Source organism: Bacteroides cutis (assembly GCF_900241005.1).
GTDB lineage: Bacteria > Bacteroidota > Bacteroidia > Bacteroidales > Bacteroidaceae > Bacteroides > Bacteroides cutis.
This window is the reverse complement of sequence record NZ_OEST01000004.1, coordinates 259,518-274,714: the sequence shown is the minus strand read 5'-3', so window position 1 is coordinate 274,714 and position 15,197 is coordinate 259,518. Positions and strand designations below refer to the sequence as shown.

9 protein-coding genes are annotated in these 15,197 nt (G+C 44.8%); 3 read left to right on the top strand and 6 right to left on the bottom strand.

Annotation, left to right across the window (positions count from 1 at the left end):
- Window positions 1–275 precede the first annotated feature (275 nt).
- Window positions 276–2,753, top strand: a complete 2,478-nt coding sequence (locus tag C1A09_RS10725; protein WP_101543914.1) for a DUF4962 domain-containing protein — start codon at window positions 276–278, stop codon at window positions 2,751–2,753.
- A gap of 48 nt (window positions 2,754–2,801) precedes the next feature.
- Complete coding sequence (locus C1A09_RS10720; protein WP_101543912.1) at window positions 2,802–3,488, top strand: DUF6250 domain-containing protein; 687 nt, start codon at window positions 2,802–2,804, stop codon at window positions 3,486–3,488.
- Between the two features lie 358 nt (window positions 3,489–3,846).
- On the opposite strand, the gene scpA is transcribed toward C1A09_RS10720, so the two are convergent.
- Window positions 3,847–5,994, bottom strand: a complete 2,148-nt coding sequence (gene scpA / locus C1A09_RS10715; protein WP_101543910.1) for a methylmalonyl-CoA mutase — start codon at window positions 5,992–5,994, stop codon at window positions 3,847–3,849.
- Between the two features lie 82 nt (window positions 5,995–6,076).
- A complete protein-coding gene (mutA, locus tag C1A09_RS10710) occupies window positions 6,077–7,975 on the bottom strand; it encodes a methylmalonyl-CoA mutase small subunit (RefSeq protein ID WP_101543908.1) in 1,899 nt (632 codons plus the stop codon).
- A 268-nt stretch (window positions 7,976–8,243) separates the two neighbouring features.
- Here mutA and C1A09_RS10705 point away from each other — a divergent pair, with 268 nt between their 5' ends.
- Entirely contained in the window at window positions 8,244–9,908 is a 1,665-nt protein-coding gene (locus C1A09_RS10705) for a putative transporter (RefSeq protein WP_101543906.1), read from the top strand.
- Between the two features lie 250 nt (window positions 9,909–10,158).
- Here C1A09_RS10705 and C1A09_RS10700 read toward each other — a convergent pair whose 3' ends face one another.
- The 4 genes from C1A09_RS10700 to C1A09_RS10685 all read right to left on the bottom strand — a co-directional run bounded on the left by C1A09_RS10700 (window position 10,159) and on the right by C1A09_RS10685 (window position 15,197).
- Window positions 10,159–10,407, bottom strand: a complete 249-nt coding sequence (locus C1A09_RS10700) for a hypothetical protein (protein ID WP_101543904.1) — start codon at window positions 10,405–10,407, stop codon at window positions 10,159–10,161.
- A gap of 190 nt (window positions 10,408–10,597) precedes the next feature.
- Window positions 10,598–11,227 carry a cytidylate kinase-like family protein gene (locus C1A09_RS10695; protein ID WP_101543901.1) on the bottom strand — a complete coding sequence of 210 codons (630 nt, stop codon included), beginning with the start codon at window positions 11,225–11,227 and terminating at the stop codon, window positions 10,598–10,600.
- 42 nt (window positions 11,228–11,269) lie between these two features.
- On the bottom strand, window positions 11,270–13,876 hold the full coding sequence (locus C1A09_RS10690) for a DUF4962 domain-containing protein (protein WP_101543899.1): 2,607 nt from the start codon (window positions 13,874–13,876) through the stop codon (window positions 11,270–11,272).
- Between the two features lie 43 nt (window positions 13,877–13,919).
- A complete protein-coding gene (locus C1A09_RS10685) occupies window positions 13,920–15,197 on the bottom strand; it encodes a sugar MFS transporter (protein WP_101543897.1) in 1,278 nt (425 codons plus the stop codon).

Below are 15,197 nucleotides of genomic sequence, written 5' to 3'. Positions count from 1 at the left end.
ATACCCACTTTTATCCACCCCATTCATCGTCTATGTATTTTTTACTGAAGAAATCATTCACAAACCTATCAATATTGTATTATTCATTTTTAAAATGGTCTATATCCAGTCCTATAAAAGACTACTTCAACAATATTAAAAGTATATTCCACATGATTGAAAGTCTTTTGTAATCTACTGACAATGCTCCAAACATTCCTGTTACTGTTCTTCGACCGGATACGCTATTTTTGTTCCATCACTTTTTATATTGGAATTCTTTAAAATATAATAACATGAAACAACTGAGTGTATTCTTAATGGTCCTTTGCCTGACAGTAGCCGACATTTGCGCGGGAAACATTTCGCGTATCCACGAGAATGAACGTGAAACGCCATTTCCGCAAGAAGAACATACCTTGTACATCAACCCGTCCCCTCTACTTGTTCCACAAAGTATGAAGCAATCGGACTTCCTGCAATTCAACCTGTCTCGAAGCAAGGACTTCCCGGGCGGCAGTTCCATCCTGTCGGCTCCTGCCCCGTGGTGCATGTTCAATCCCCATCGGATATTGGAAAACGGAACTTGGTACTGGCGTGTACGTTCCGTCAGCAAGTCCGGTGAAGCGATGCCCTGGAGCGAAACCTACCGTTTCAATGTGACCGATACCATTCCCCAGTTTGTAACTCCTCCTTTCAGCGTTTTCCTGAATAATATACCCAAAGAATATCCCCGCATTTATTGCTTCCTCAATGGTAATCTTGAGAATGCCCGTAAGGAAGTACGACAGCATCCCGAGTTCGAGAATATGATAAATGACTCGCGTACCGCACTCAGTACGAACTATGCCAACGATACCAAACCCTATAGGCAAATCACCCGGATAAGCGAATATTGTGACAACCTGAATACAGCCTACCAAATGTTGCAATTGGATGTATATGCCAATAAAATGGTAGAAAACGTACGTTGCCTGTTGGCTGTAGAACCTGATACCAAAGTCATCAACAATGATTTCAATGCAGGTGAATTGATTTATACATTGGCCTGCACATACGAGAATTGCTATGACCGGTTTAAACCGGAAGAACGTAAACAGATAGAAAATATCATCATGAATGTGTTGGCACGATACTACCAAGGACGTATGTTGGGGCACGAGGAAACTCACCTCTTCGACAATCATTTCTGGCAGTTCGCTTTCCGCCACTTTATGCAGGCTGCCCTGGTGATGTATGACAAATATCCGCTTGCCAAAGAATATCTGGAATACAGTTATGAACTCTGGACCGCCCGTGCACCGGCTTCCGGCTTTAACCGTGACGGCATCTGGCACAACGGTACCAGCTATTTCAGTGCCAATGCCGTAACCCTGGCATACGTTCCCAGTTTGTTCAGCTATCTTACAAAGACCGATTTCATGCAACACCCTTGGTATAAAAATGTCGGTCTTGCCATGCTATACAGCTGGCAACCAGAATCACTCAGTGCCGGTTTTGGCGACGGACACGAAAAGAACAATGGCAAGCCTTTGCGCATCCGCAGTGCTTTTGCCGACTTTCTGGCACGTAACACGGGCGACCCGTATGCCACCTGGTATTCAAATATCAATGACCGTTACAAAACCGAAACAGAAACCCGCCTATATCGTATGGCGAGCGGGAAACAGCGTCCTCAATGTACAGAAGTACCCGACAGTCTGCCCAAAGCTGTATGGTTCAAAGATTGTGGCGAGATGATTGCCAATAGTAATTTAAAAGATTATAAACACAACATCAGTTTGAGTTTCCGTTCCAGCCCTTTCGGTTCGGGTAGCCATACGCACTCCAACCAGAATGCTTTCAACCTGCATTATGGAGGGAAAGCCATCTATCATGCAGTAGGACATTACATGAACTTCTCCGATCCGCACAATTTATTGTCTTATCGTAACACACGCGCCCACAACACATTGCTGATTGACGGCATAGGACAACCTTTCACAACGCGCGCCTACGGAAACATACTACGCATGTTCAACGGCGAACATATTTCATACGCCTTAGGAGACGCTTCCAATGCATATTGTGGCATCAGCGAGTACCCCATGTGGCAGAAGAATTTCGCTAATCATAACCTAAAACAATCGCGCGAGAATGGTTTCGGAGAAACTCCTCTAAGGAAATATCTCCGTCATATCTTCTTGTTACATCCCAATATCGTGGTTATCTATGACGAACTGGAAGCCGATAAGGCTGTCAATTGGGATTGGTTATTACACAGCCCCGTTAAGTTTGATATTGATGTATCAACCGCTACGCTGACTACTAAAGACAAAACCAACCGGTATAAGTCTGTTGCCCGTTTGTTCAGCGAACAAAAATGCATGATAACCCAAACGGATAAATTTGCGGCTCCCCCCAACCAAAAGAATGCCGTGCGTGGTGAAGACTTTACTGCTCCCTGGTCTTTAACCGCCAGTTTCGGTCCCGGAAAGAAAAACCGTATCCTGACTATCATACAAATAGAGGCCGATGGAAATAACGCTGTCGAGATATTCCACTCCGACGGGAACAATTTCCAATGTGGTGATTGGGCAATCAATGCCGAACTGGACACTAAACGCCCAGCAAGCCTATTTATTCACAACGACAAGTCGCAAGCCACTTTTAGCTATGGAAAAGCAAAGCCGGTCATCAACGGCAAAGTATATGAATGTAAAGACAAGTATGCATCCATCCTATACGACCGCTTCAATGACAAATGGGAAACAAAAGAGATGAAAGACAAGTAAAGAATGCTCCCAATACATATCGATTAAAAATTAGAATCAAACTACTTTATGACAAGCAACATCATACATCGTATTTTATCAGGAAGTATCTTTATATTATTTCCTTTCATAATACAGGCTCAGATCATTTTAAAGAACTGGACTATAGAAGACCATTCCGGAAAAATGCAGATACTCGTATCCAAGGATACCCTGGAGATAAGCACCCCCAAAGGCCTTACCATGTGGTATAACCAAAGGTTGACAGGCGACTATGAAATTAGTTATCATGTTAAAATGCCGATGCAGGGTAGCCAGTACGACCGTCTCAGCGACTTAAACTGTTTTTGGGGTGCCAACGACCCCGAAAATCCCGGTAACCTCTTTGCACGCAGCGGATGGAGAAATGGAATTTTCCAGCATTATAAAACACTGACTCTGTTCTATGTGGGCTATGGCGGAAATCACAACTCTACCACCCGCTTCCGCAGATACTTCGGCAGTACGGCTAAAACCGATGACACATTGTCACGGCCCGTCATCAAGGAGTACACAGACAAGGCACATCTGTTATTACCCGACCAATGGTATCATATCCAAATCCGCGTAGAAAAAGGAATTACCTCCTATCGTATTAATGGGGAAGAGCTGTTCCGGCTCTCTATAAAAGAACGTGAGGGAGATGGACATTTCGGATTGCGCCTTCTGGAAAACCATGTGTTGTTCGCAGGCTTTCAGATTAACAAAATTCACTAAAATATTTAATGGCATGAAAAGAAACTCCCCACGGCAAGAAATATTTTGACTATACCGAAATTATTATGCAGATTATTATTATCTGTAGGCAATGAAAAGATATTTGGATTTAAAGGACTAAGTTATCGCAAAGTAAAAGTTCAAGTTTCACATATAAACATAAAAAAAGGAGTACCGCCGTACTCCAACCTTTTGTTAACCTTAAATCTAATACTATGAAAAACACATTACAAAGATATAGACTTCTGTCATATCTGCAAAATATCCAAGAAAAAAAGCATGTTATATAACACAGATTAATAAAAAGGGACGGAATTGCAAAAGTATTCCGTCCCTTTTTAACATTTCACTTCATTGTTTATTCTTCATCCAACAGGATTTCAAGAATTTGGCAAGCAGCTTTCGCAACCGGAGTACCGGGTCCGAAGATAGCAGCCACACCGGCTTTATAAAGGAAGTCATAATCTTGTGCGGGAATTACACCACCGGCAATCACAACAATGTCCTCACGTCCCAACTTCTTGAGTTCTTCAATTATCTGCGGAACCAAAGTCTTATGTCCGGCAGCCAGTGAAGAAACACCCACTACATGAACATCGTTTTCTACCGCCTCACGAGCAGCCTCGGCAGGAGTCTGGAACAATGGTCCCATATCTACGTCGAAGCCACAGTCGGCATACCCGGTCGCTACAACTTTGGCGCCACGGTCGTGACCGTCCTGACCCATTTTGGCAACCATGATACGGGGCTGACGTCCCTCTTTCTTCGCAAACTTATCAGCGAGTTCACAAGCTCTGTGGAAATCGCTGTCGTTCTTACTTTCTGATGAATACACGCCTGATATAGTTCTAATTACAGCTTTATAACGTCCTACAACTTTTTCGCAAGCATACGAGATCTCTCCCAAAGTAGCGCGAACACGGGCAGCTTCCACTGCCAATTCCAACAAATTGCCTTCCTTCGTTTCTACACATTTGGTGATAGCTTCCAGTGCTTTCTGAACGGCAGCCTCGTCACGACCTTCTTTCAAAGTCTTCAAATTGGCAATCTGCTCTTGGCGAACAGCCGTATTATCAATTTCAAGAATATCAATCGGAGCCTCTTTTTCCAAACGATACTTGTTTACACCTACAATAGTCTGTGAGCCACTGTCGATACGAGCCTGCGTACGTGCGGCAGCCTCTTCGATACGCATCTTAGGAATACCGGTTTCGATAGCTTTAGCCATACCACCCAGTTTTTCTATTTCCTGAATAAGTTCCCAAGCCTTATGAGCAAGCTCGTTGGTAAGAGTTTCTACATAATAAGAACCACCCCATGGGTCAACGTTCTTGCAGATGTAAGTTTCTTCCTGGATATAAATCTGAGTATTACGCGCGATACGTGCAGAGAAGTCGGTCGGCAACGCAATAGCCTCGTCCAGCGCATTGGTATGCAACGACTGGGTATGGCCTAATGCCGCAGCCATAGCCTCAATACAAGTACGCCCCACATTATTGAACGGATCTTGTTCGGTCAGTGACCAACCGGAAGTCTGGGAGTGCGTACGCAATGCCAATGACTTCGGATTTTTCGGGTTGAACTGCTTCACAATCTTAGCCCACAACATACGTGCAGCACGCATCTTGGCTATTTCCATGAAGTGATTGGTACCGATAGCCCAGAAAAATGACAGACGCGGTGCAAAAGCATCGATATCTATCCCGGCGGCAACACCTGCACGGAGGTATTCCAAACCGTCGGCCAAGGTATAAGCCAACTCAATATCTGCCGTGGCACCTGCTTCTTGCATATGGTAGCCCGAAATAGAAATAGAGTTGAACTTAGGCATCTTCTGGGAAGTATACTCAAAGATATCAGAGATAATCTTCATTGAGAATGCAGGCGGATAAATATACGTATTACGCACCATGAATTCCTTCAAGATATCATTCTGGATAGTACCTGCCATCTCCTCCAGTTTGGCACCTTGCTCCAGACCGGCATTGATATAGAAAGCCATAATCGGGAGCACCGCACCGTTCATTGTCATGGATACGGACATCTTGTTCAAAGGAATACCGTCGAAAAGCACTTTCATGTTCTCCAACGAACAGATCGATACACCGGCTTTACCTACATCGCCCACTACACGTTCGTGATCGGGGTCGTAGCCACGGTGAGTAGCCAAGTCGAATGCCACCGACAAGCCTTTCTGTCCGGAAGCCAAGTTACGGCGATAGAAAGCATTGGATTCTTCAGCGGTAGAGAAACCGGCATATTGACGGATTGTCCAAGGACGCAAAGTGTACATCACAGAATAAGGGCCACGCAGATAAGGAGGAATACCGGCAGCATAGTCAAGGTGTTCCATTCCCTCAAGGTCTTCTTTTGTATAAACAGGCTTCACTTCGATGTGTTCCGGAGTTTTCCAGTCGGCTTTCACACCGTTAGCCTTCTGCCACTCAGCACCATTAGCAGGTTTGAATGCAGCATATATATCTAAATTTTTAAAATCTTTTCTCATCTTAGTTTACGATTTATTCCCTACGGTCATGACCATCTATCTTTCACACATAGGTACGTTGATGATTTACGATTGAAGCTACTTACTTCAAAAGTTTAGCGTTGAATTCTTTTAATGTCTCCAATACATTTACCCGTACATGGATAAAATTCTCGATTCCGGCAGCTTTCAATTCATCCATGCAGGCAGGAGCACCGGCAACAATGAACATGGCACGGCCATTCAGAGCCTTGAAAGCAGGAACAGCATATTCAGCATATTCATCATCACTCGAGCACAATACCACAATATCAGCCTTGGCAGCCATCGCGGCCTCTACTCCCTCTTCTACTGTAGAGAAACCGAGGTTATCAATCACCTCATAGCCTGCACAGGCCAGGAAGTTACAAGAATACTGTGCACGCGCCTGACGCATAGCCAGATTACCGATTGTCAGCATAAATGCCTTCGGACGTTTACCCGAAGCCTCCGTTTCGAGACGCAACGCTTCAAACTCACTGGCGGCACGGTCAAAGCTCAATGTCGGGACATCTTTTTCGCAAGCATCATGTCCACCACAGCAGCAAGTGGCCGCAACCGGTTTCTTATCACCGGCCATCTCATTGAAGTTCGGGAACTGGTTGGTGCCCAGCAACACTTCCTTACGTTTGGCAACAGCTGCATGACGAGCTGCATTACTTTCGTTCACGGCAGCCTGAACCTTGCCATTCTTTACGCAAGCATAGAAGCCACCCTCTTCCTCTACACCGAGGAATAATTCCCAAGCCTGTTTAGCGATGGATACAGTCAGGTTCTCAATATAGTAAGAACCGGCAGCCGGGTCAATCACCTTGTCGAAGTGAGACTCTTCCTTCAACAGCAATTGCTGGTTACGGGCCAATCTTTCAGAAAAATCATCAGGCGCAGCGTAAGTTTTGTCAAACGGAACAACCGTCATGGAGTCAACGCCTGCCAGAGCGGCACTCATGGCTTCAGTCTGAGTACGCAGCAAATTCACGTGCGCATCAAACAGGGTCAGGTTGAACGTAGAAGTCTCCGCATGTATTCTCATCTTGGCAGCACAACGGCACTCGTTGTTGGCACCCTTATTTTCACAATCGCGCAAACATTCGGGATTGTATGAAGCTACAATATTTGCCCACAACATACGCGCAGCGCGGAACTTGGCTATTTCAAGGAAATAATTGGAGCTGATGCCGAAATTAAATTTAATTTTTTTAGCCACCATGGCAGCAGGAAGTCCGGCATCAGTCAACTGATTCATATATTCATTACCCCAAGCCAACGCATAACCCAACTCCTGAAAAATATACGAACCGGCATTATTCAGCGTCAGAGCATTCACATTCAGCACACGGTATTTGGGAAGAACAGCGGTAGCTTCAATCAAAGCCTTGGCAGTAGCCACCATATCCCCTTTCTCCTTACCCTTAGCCAACATCTTGTTGAAGTAATCGTAGTTGATGGATCCCTGCAACTTGGTGAGGTCATAGTCTTTCTTCTGGAAATAAGCCACAAGAAGTCCGGCCAATTCCACTACATGTCCTTGGCAAGTAGAGAAGTTCAGTTCAACACATTCGGCACAGATATCTTTCAACAATGTTTCAATGTACTCCGCACTCAGTTCTTTAGCCTTTACGTGGAAAGAAAGCGAATCGACCCCCTTGTTCAGGATATCCAACGCCTTGGCATTAGCTTCCTTAGGGCATCCCACCTTAATTTCCTGACGAACCAACCATTCATTGTTGTTTTTCTTGGTACCCCTAAGGTAAGGGAATTCACCGGGAAGCGCATCGGTCGTTTTAAGTCCTTCAAGATCTTCCATCCGGTAGAAAGGTTTCACCTTAAATCCTTCGTTCGTCTTCCAAACGAGCTTCTTCTCAAAGTCTGCGCCTTTCAAGTCTGCGGTAACTTTTTCCATCCACTTCTCGGTGGAAACGGGTGAAAAGTCTGAGAAGAGTTTTTCTTTACTGTCTGCCATAGTTTATTTAAAATTATAAATAGATGAATAGTATTTCATAATGTCATCAAGAGACTTGCAAATATACTGAAATACTTAAAACAAAAAGTTTTTTTAGTGAAAATTGCACTTGCCCGTGACTCCGTGATTATTCAGAAGCGGAACATTTCATTATCATGTATTTATTTTTGCAAAGCCTGTATAGCAAAAAGTAGCATAAACCCTTTGCCACCTCCCCTTTATTAAGTAATTTTGCGCAAAATTTAAGAACGACATATAATAAGGTACTATGAACTGGTTAGAAAGTTTGCTATGGGACCCCACATCTGTCGCCCACATTGTCTGTCTGTATGCATTCGTCATCTCTGTGGGTGTGTTGTTGGGTAAGATTAAGATTTTCGGGGTATCGCTGGGAGTTACGTTTGTGCTCTTTGCCGGTATCCTAATGGGACATTTCGGTTTCACGGGAGAAACACATATTCTGCACTTCATCCGCGAATTTGGTTTGATTTTATTTGTATTCTGTATCGGTCTGCAAGTCGGCCCGTCATTTTTCTCTTCTTTCAAGAAAGGGGGCATGACGTTGAATATGCTTGCGGTAGGCATCGTAGTGTTGAATATAGCTGTGGCGCTGGGTATCTATTTCATTGCCAACGGCAGACTGGAACTGCCGATGACAATCGGTATCCTTTATGGTGCCGTCACCAATACTCCGGGTCTCGGTGCTGCCCAGGAAGCCCTGAATCAGCTTAACTATACCGGAGATCCCATTGCGTTGGGTTACGCCTGCGCTTATCCACTCGGTGTTGTCGGCATCATCGGTTCCATTATCGCCATCCGCTATATCTTCCGCATCAACTTCGCTAAAGAAGAGGAAGATCTCAACAAGCAGGACAATGACATGAAGCACAAGCCGCACATGCTGCACCTTGAAGTGCGCAACGAATCCATCGACGGCAAGAAACTTCTCCAGATAAAAGACTTTCTGGGTCGTCCTTTCGTATGTTCCCGTATCCGCCACAACGGTCACGTAAGCATACCCAACCAAGATACCGTTTTCCATATCGGCGACCAGCTTTTCATCGTTTGTTCCGAAGAAGATGCCGAAGCCGTAACCGCTTTCATCGGTAAAGAGATCCAAGTGGACTGGGAAAAGCAAGACACCCCGATGGTATCGCGCCGCATCCTGGTCACCAAGACAGATATCAACGGCAAGAAACTGGGTAGCATGCACTTCCGCAGCCTTTACGGAGTAAACGTAACCCGCATCAACCGTTCAGGTATGGATTTGTTCGCCGACCCCAACCTCGTTCTCCAAGTAGGCGACCGTGTAATGGTAGTAGGTCAGCAAGATGCTGTGGAGCGTGTGGCAAGCGTACTGGGTAACCAATTGAAGCGTCTGGACACTCCGAACATCGTGACCATCTTCGTAGGTATCTTCCTCGGAATTCTTTTAGGCAGCCTTCCCTTCGCCTTCCCCGGCATGCCGACCCCTGTAAAACTAGGTTTGGCAGGTGGTCCGTTGGTAGTAGCCATCCTGATAGGACGTTTCGGACATAAACTACATCTGGTCACCTATACCACCATGAGTGCCAACCTGATGTTGCGCGAAATCGGTATCGTACTCTTCCTTGCCAGTGTTGGCATCGAAGCGGGCGAACACTTCGTTCAGACGGTAGTAGACGGAGACGGTCTGTTATACGTCGGCTACGGTTTCCTGATTACTGTCATCCCTCTGCTTATTATCGGTATCATCGCCCGTCTCTATTGCAAAGTCAACTATTTCACCCTTATGGGTTTGATAGCCGGTAGTAATACCGATCCCCCCGCATTGGCATACTCCAACCAAGTATCAGGCAACGACGCTCCGTCGGTAGGTTATTCTACAGTGTATCCTCTGACGATGTTCCTGCGTATCCTGACGGGACAGATGATATTGCTGACGATGATGTAAGGTGAAATTTTAAACAAGATAAAAGATGCAAGAGGACTTTGGAAACAGAGTCCTCTTTTTTGCATATATAAAATCCCATTGTGAATTCCAAGAGAGAAATCATTTAAATATAAAATCGAGAAATACTTGCATTCAACAGAACAATAAAGAGATCTATAGAAAAAAGCAGCCGGAACAAATTCCTCAAGAACCGTTCCGGCTGCCGCCTAAAACAAAGTAACCGCTGTTACCTGTCGTTTATTCCTTTATCTCATTCCGTGCAAGAGCATTTCTCCTCATGGGCATCCTCCCTATGCATATCTTTCCTCATGCGCACCACCGTGGGCGCTCCCAGTTCCTCCCTCTCCACCACTTCGAGCCATCCACTTTGTTCCAGTTCAAAGAGAGCGGGATATACCCGCAGCTTATCGGCACCGGAGTATTGCATAATATCATCTACAGAAACGGTAGAACCGGAAAAACCGTTGATATAATCAACGTTTAAAAAACGATATAGCATATTGGATATCAAAATATTATATTCCTTCTACATTTTTCAGCCTCTCTTAAAAAAGCTAATCAATAGGTTCCTTTTTATCAACTAACAAAGCAATTGGAAAGAATGATAATAATAGGTACTAAACAAAAAAGAGCTGAATAAAATTCAGCTCTAAAAAATCCATATCTCTGCAACGAAAATACTAAAGAAGTTACAAATCCAATTTTCTTTTTACAAATTCTTCAATATATCCTACCGTTCCACCAATCCCCAGCGCAGACGAATCTACACACAGATGATAGGTTGCGGCGGCTCCCCATGTTTTGAAACTATAATAATTATAGTATTCCGAGCGTTTTTTATCTGCCTTGCGAATCATTTCTTCCGCCGTACTTTCTGAAACAGAATGCAAACGGCACAAACGAATTATACGGTCTTCAGTGGTGGAAGAAATAAATACATTGACACAACGTGGATGATCCCTCAAAATATAATCGGCGCAACGACCTACAAACAGGCAAGACTTTTCGGCAGCCAACCGGCGTATCACATCGCTCTGCACTTTAAACAATGCATCGTTGCTAAGACAATTCGTTGCCGGCATGGCTCCATCACTGATAAACGGAAATCTCATACCAAACAGACCGCCTATAATTCCTTGTGAAGCCTTTTCATCGGCCTTCTCAAAGAACTCACGACAAAGGCCGCTCTCTTCTGAAGCAAGGTTGATTAACTCCTTATCATAAAAGTCTATACCCAGACGGGCAGCAAGCTTCTCACCTATTTCACGTCCGCCACTTCCTAACTGACGGCCTATATTTACTACGAATTTACTATCCATACGCTCGTTTATCTATCTGTTAGTGGATAGCAAATATAAATATTATATCTCAAAGCTTGGTAAGAAGTCAACCAATTTCTTTTCTACTTTTTTCCCATTCACATGATCTATTATAGTCGTGACGCCTTTATTGGTATCATAGTTAAAGTCCAGTGAAACATTTTTATGGTCATTCCGTATACGCAGATAAGGTGTACTATCTCCTGCCAGATTGCACTCTATCACCCAACCGTCTGCAAGAATAGAGTTTCCGTCACGCGTCACGATGATATCGGGACGATTATTTCCATGTACATCTATCACGTTCAGGAAACATGTCCGTGTACAGGGGGTAGTAGTTGCCGTGAAATGATAATGATTATCCATGGATTTACCCAGACGGTTCTTCCAATCTACAGCGGCCACAAAGAAAGTATCCGTCTGTGCATAAGTCATCTCCTGAGAAGAGAACAGATGAGCCACTGATATGCCATCGGCTTTGTTTTTACCCAAAATACGAAGTCCTCCTTCTTCTCCGGTAATTTCCATAGGAAGTTCCACCGTATGCAATAAGTAATTCCACTTTACAGGTTCTTTAGCGGCCAATTCATCATAAACGACAAAAAGACCGGAACGTCCCAACTGGACGATGTGGCGACGGAAGAAGTCCAATTTATTTTCGTCCCAGCCCATCTCCGGTGTATATCGGGTACCGGACAAGCGTCCACGTTCCAGCCACAAAGGAGAAACCACTTCTCCGTATGCGTTAGAAGCATCCCCTACTACATAAGAGAGTTCCTCGCCTTCATAATAACGAGGGATCCATCCGTAACCTTCCGTACCTATTTTTTGTCCCATACCATTGACCAAGATAGAATTGTGAGCACGCGTATTTCTATAGGCGTACATACAATGGTCGTCGGTAAATCCGGTACGGTGCCCGCTACTATAGAAAATAGCCTTGCCGCCATAAAAAGTGTTGAAAGCATTTTGATTGGCCAAAGCATGGGAAGTGGATCCGTATGCACTGCTACGGAAAGACAACATCGCGTTATCGGCATGATGGCCGATATCGGTATTCATCAGAGCCGTACCCGTTTCATTGAACACTTTACATCCGGGAAGGTCGGACAGATGAACCGTATAAGCAGGACGTTTTTTCCGGGTGGTGCAACGATACCAGGCTAAATCCGCCGGTTTTATCTCAAAAGCTCTTGAGAAGGCATCGGGATCTTCCTGTAAGATTTCGTACACATAAGCTGCCGCCCACGGATTGTTACATTCACGGGCAATGGCGTCGGCATATCCCACACGGCCTCCATTGGGAGAGAGCTGCTTTTCGTGAGAGTTTCCATGCCCACCCGATTTGGAAAACGGGGGTTGTTGATAAATGACATACAAAGCATTGTTATTGTACCATGGGTCCGCAAAAAAATCGAAACCGGATATGCGTGAGAAAAAGGCGGGTACTTCTATCAACGTACGGATATTCACGTGAAAATATGCATCACCGTTGTGCCATGCACCATCCTTATTCAGCCCCGGCAGGCGCGAAATCCATTCATTATAACAATAATCGGTCCACGTAGATGCTTCGGGCAGTTCACCGACAGTAGCGAAAGCAGCCATTGTGAGGATGCGGAAAGTCATCTGCCAGACATGATTGTCCGCGATACGGTTTTCCAGATGGTTGACGTACTCATTAAAGAACTTATCGCCGATGTTGCGGATATTTTCCTGCAAAAGTAGTTTTTCTTTGGGGGTGAGCAGATTGTAATAGCCATCGTATGCGGAAGTGCTCATAGACAACAAAGTGGACAGGTTGAAGTCTCCGGCAAAATATTTACTTTTTTGCCAGGAAAGAATTTCACTCAGGCGCTTGATACCTTCTTTGTAATACTTCTCGTCTTTGGTCAGAAGATATGCACGGACCAGAGCTTCTACGTTGGCTTCTTCGCGGTCCACAATTTTGCGGCTTTCACGAATAAGGGCAGACTTACGCTGAACGATGTTAGTCAGGGTGACAACAGTAGTAGTATCAATCTCTTCCTGAAGATGCTTCAAGGGATGGGCTATACAATGGGAAGCTTTGGCTATGTAAGCTTTCGCTTCGGGATTGTTCTTGTTTCGTGCTATGATACCATCCCAATCATCGGCATCAAGAAGTACGCGCGGATGGCGGGGAGAATATATGGAGAGAACTTTATCCAAAGCAGGCGGATTAAATTCCGTAGTATTCTCATCTATCTCAAACTGATAGACGGGTGACCATTCTTCCGTCCCCGCAGGAGTGACGTATGCATGTTGCCAATACCACCTTCCCTGAGCCAAAGTTTGGAAGGGATTGAAGAAAGCCCAGGCACGCTCTCCTGTGATGACATCTTTACTGAAATTCTTATCTTGTGAAATACGGATACGATAAAGCACTTTGGGCTTTTCATCCACTTTGCCGGGAACACCATCCAGAACAGCGCCCAAATGGGGAAACTTATCCGGCCACATGAAACGTGGCGGGTTCATTGCAACACGTGCGCCATCCATGGGAGAAGGAGTCTCACGGACTTCGTGCATCAAAGTCTCATTGGTAACCTTGATTATTGCGGGTTGCTCCGAACTACCACAAGCCCAAAGCAAACAGATTACAGGAAGACAGAATAATAGCTTTTTCATAAGTATATTGTAATTTATACTATAATCAGACAGTGGTGACTACTTATTTTCGGAAAGTAAACAGTTCTTTCAGGCTAACCGTTTTATTGTTTACCAAAGGATGTGCCCAAAAGCCGATAAACGTAATATATCCCATAAATACCAATACCAGCAACATACCTACACGCAATGAAGTGGCATCCGAAAGCAGACTGATGAATAAAGGGCCACAAGCTCCACCCACGATTGCCGAGCAAAGAACTCCGGCAAAGGAACCATGATTTTGAGTCACCGTATTCAGAGCCAAGGAGAATACGATGGAATACATCATAGAAATACAGAAACCGATTGCGGGGAAAGCCCATATCGCTATTTCAGCGGTACCGAAAAGTGCCAGGAGAAGCAATATCATGGAGAGTATTCCTGAAATCTGCAATAAGCGCTTACTATCTATCAGTTTCAGCAAGAACATGCCAAAGAGACAACCGATGGTCATAGCCCCCCAGAAGTAGCTGATGCTTTGTGCACCGACAGTTTTAGGATCGATGCCATGATATTGTTCGAGGAAAGTACTCATAAAGATGGAAACACCTTGCTCCGTACTGACGTAGCAGAAAATACCCAGAAAGAAAAGCCATACATATTTCTGCCTGAACAGGGTTTTATAAGAAGAGGAAGAACCGCTGCGTTCATCTTCTTTCAACTCGATGCGCGGGAAACGAACCAACGCCACAACTACCAGCATGATGAGCAACAGCAACGTGAATACCCAATAAAGGGAAACCCACGGAAGAGTGGCCGGAGTGACCTTTGCCAGAATATCGAGCAACAGATTTTGTCCCGATTCATAAACTCCCGGTGCCAGTGCACGTATCAACCAAGTATAGACCAAAGGACTGACAAAAGACGCTACCCCGAACATAAACTGGGCCAACTCGGCTATAAACGCATAGTTTTCCTCGCCACCGACAGCACGTTGCAAGGGATTGAGCACTGTCTGCAACATCGCCATTCCCAGACCGATGATGAAAGAAGACAGTAGTAACATGAGATAGAACGGGAAGCAGGCAAACAGAATAGTACCGATGAAAGGCATGAGGAAGCCAGTGAACAAAACCGATTTCTCTCCGTATTTATCTATCAGAATTCCTGCCGGTATGGACATGATGGCATACGCCAGAAAGAATGAAGTCGGGATAAATCCGGCCATTGCCAGGTCTTTCAGCTCAAAATTATGGATGATATCAGGGATGAGCGGTCCCAAAATATTAGTAATAAATGAAATAGTAAACCAGAACATCATTATCAATGCCAGCATACCCCATTTCTTGTTATTTTTCAT

What these genes read in the sequence shown, in the direction of transcription:
- scpA (WP_101543910.1), bottom strand. Translation starts at nt 5,994, where the DNA reads ATGAGAAAAGATTTTAAAAATTTAGATATATATGCTGCATTCAAACCT.
- mutA (WP_101543908.1), bottom strand. Translation starts at nt 7,975, where the DNA reads ATGGCAGACAGTAAAGAAAAACTCTTCTCAGACTTTTCACCCGTTTCC.
- C1A09_RS10725 (WP_101543914.1), top strand. Translation starts at nt 276, where the DNA reads ATGAAACAACTGAGTGTATTCTTAATGGTCCTTTGCCTGACAGTAGCC.
- C1A09_RS10685 (WP_101543897.1), bottom strand. Translation starts at nt 15,197, where the DNA reads ATGAAAAATAACAAGAAATGGGGTATGCTGGCATTGATAATGATGTTC.
- C1A09_RS10690 (WP_101543899.1), bottom strand. Translation starts at nt 13,876, where the DNA reads ATGAAAAAGCTATTATTCTGTCTTCCTGTAATCTGTTTGCTTTGGGCT.
- C1A09_RS10720 (WP_101543912.1), top strand. Translation starts at nt 2,802, where the DNA reads ATGACAAGCAACATCATACATCGTATTTTATCAGGAAGTATCTTTATA.
- C1A09_RS10700 (WP_101543904.1), bottom strand. Translation starts at nt 10,407, where the DNA reads ATGCTATATCGTTTTTTAAACGTTGATTATATCAACGGTTTTTCCGGT.
- C1A09_RS10695 (WP_101543901.1), bottom strand. Translation starts at nt 11,227, where the DNA reads ATGGATAGTAAATTCGTAGTAAATATAGGCCGTCAGTTAGGAAGTGGC.
- C1A09_RS10705 (WP_101543906.1), top strand. Translation starts at nt 8,244, where the DNA reads ATGAACTGGTTAGAAAGTTTGCTATGGGACCCCACATCTGTCGCCCAC.